The sequence below is a fragment of the Arthrobacter sp. 2YAF22_2 genome (genome assembly GCF_052114645.1).
GTDB lineage: Bacteria > Actinomycetota > Actinomycetes > Actinomycetales > Micrococcaceae > Arthrobacter.
In genome coordinates this window covers 1-1,188 of record NZ_JBFRFD010000749.1, presented here as the reverse complement: position 1 = coordinate 1,188, position 1,188 = coordinate 1, and the positions used below count along the sequence as shown (strand labels likewise).

General features: G+C 66.2%; 2 protein-coding genes. One reads left to right on the top strand and one right to left on the bottom strand.

Annotated elements, in window-relative coordinates; translation table 11 throughout:
- Positions 1-68: 68 nt before the first annotated feature.
- The gene (locus AB4Y86_RS19255; protein WP_441403723.1) at positions 69-560 is read right to left on the bottom strand and encodes a MarR family winged helix-turn-helix transcriptional regulator; all 492 of its coding nucleotides are present in this window, start codon (positions 558-560) and stop codon (positions 69-71) included.
- Between the two features lie 85 nt (positions 561-645).
- Between AB4Y86_RS19255 and bcp the strand changes: the two genes are divergently transcribed.
- Complete coding sequence (bcp, locus tag AB4Y86_RS19250) at positions 646-1,119, top strand: thioredoxin-dependent thiol peroxidase (RefSeq protein WP_441403722.1); 474 nt, start codon at positions 646-648, stop codon at positions 1,117-1,119.
- Positions 1,120-1,188 lie beyond the last annotated feature (69 nt).

The following is a 1,188-nucleotide window of genomic DNA, read 5'->3' as shown; positions in this document are numbered from 1 at the left end:
GGAAAACCCTATGTGAGCACTCGGCCGGACGCCGGGCATGACACGCATGGGCCCGGGTACCGGGTCGCCTAGTTCAGGCTGGTCGCCTCGGCGGGAACGGCCGGGTCCGCCGCGGTGACGATGGCCTTACCCTCCGGCGAGGAAATCCGGTTGGCCAGTTCCCTGACCACGGCTTGCAGCTCGCGCCGGAGTGAGTCCGGGTCGATCGAGGCGGCAGCAAGGACCGACCGTTCCATATCCGCGGCTTCCAGCACCGCTTCGCGTCCGCGATCGGTCAGCTTCACGACGTGGCTGCGGCGGTCGGAAGCGCTTCGCTCCCGGGAGATGTGGCCGTGGGCTTCGAGCCGGCTGAGTGTCTTGCCCATGGTCTGGGCCTGGACCCGAACCAGATGCGCCAACTGCGCTTGGGTCATGGGTCCTTGAACGGAGAGCACTTCCATGGCGATGACCCCGGCATGGGTGAGGCCGATGGCCCCAAGCTTCTCGTTCCAGGAGTGTTCTACAAGGCGTGCTGCCGTGGACAATAAGCGGCCCGTGGGCCAGCGATCCATATCAGGCATACCCAAGAGTATAACGACTGTCTGATTGGTGGGCCGCCGCCGCACTCCGTAGACTGGTTTGCGTCAATTTGTCAAGGAGATCAAGATGCCTGAACGACTCGTTCCCGGGGACACCGCACCCGACTTTCGACTGCTCGACTCGGCGGGGCGCGAGGTCAGCCTGAAGGACTTCCGCGGCCGCAACACGGTGGTCTACTTCTACCCCGCCGCTGCCACGCCCGGCTGCACCAAGCAGGCCTGCGACTTCCGCGACTCCCTGGGCGCCCTGCAGGCTGCCGGCTATGACGTGGTCGGCATTTCCCCCGACCCCGTCGAGAAGCTCGCCAAGTTCGCGGACGCCGAAGCACTGAGCTTCCCGCTGCTTTCCGACCCCGATCACACGGTGGCGGCGGACTACGCGGCGTGGGGCGAGAAGAAGAACTACGGCCGCAGCTATGACGGCCTCATCCGTTCCACGGTGGTGGTGGGTCCGGACGGCAAGGTCACCCTGGCGCAATACAACGTCCGCGCCACCGGCCACGTCGCCAAACTGCGCCGCGACCTCAAGGTCGACGCCTAGCCTCCCCTACGTCGACACGCCCGGCTTTGCGCTGCGGGGCCGGACTGTAGACTGGTTGCTGGCATCCGC